We start from the raw sequence: 233 nt of genomic DNA on the forward strand, positions 1-233 counted from the left end.
ACGGACAGACGAGACGATCATTCCTTGGCTTCCGCATAAGGTGGCACCAGAGCGAAGATCATCTGCTTGTTCGGAATACCTTCTAGGACGAAACTGCCGAGAGGTTGTATTGTGTCAGCAGGAAAGTACGCTGCCATCTCTCGCGAGCACACAGCAACCTGTCTCATGCTCTTGGCGACCGCTTCCAATCGGCTGATGAGGTTGACTGTGGGGCCAACCACCGTGAAGTCCAG

General features: G+C 54.5%; 1 pseudogene. It reads right to left on the reverse strand.

Annotated features, from left to right (window positions below):
- Positions 1 to 17: 17 nt before the first annotated feature.
- Positions 18 to 233: pseudogene (locus tag KBI52_RS00035) on the reverse strand (adenylate/guanylate cyclase domain-containing protein); the annotation flags it as partial.

The organism is Microvirga sp. HBU67558 (assembly GCF_018069605.1).
Lineage (GTDB): Bacteria > Pseudomonadota > Alphaproteobacteria > Rhizobiales > Beijerinckiaceae > Microvirga > Microvirga terrae.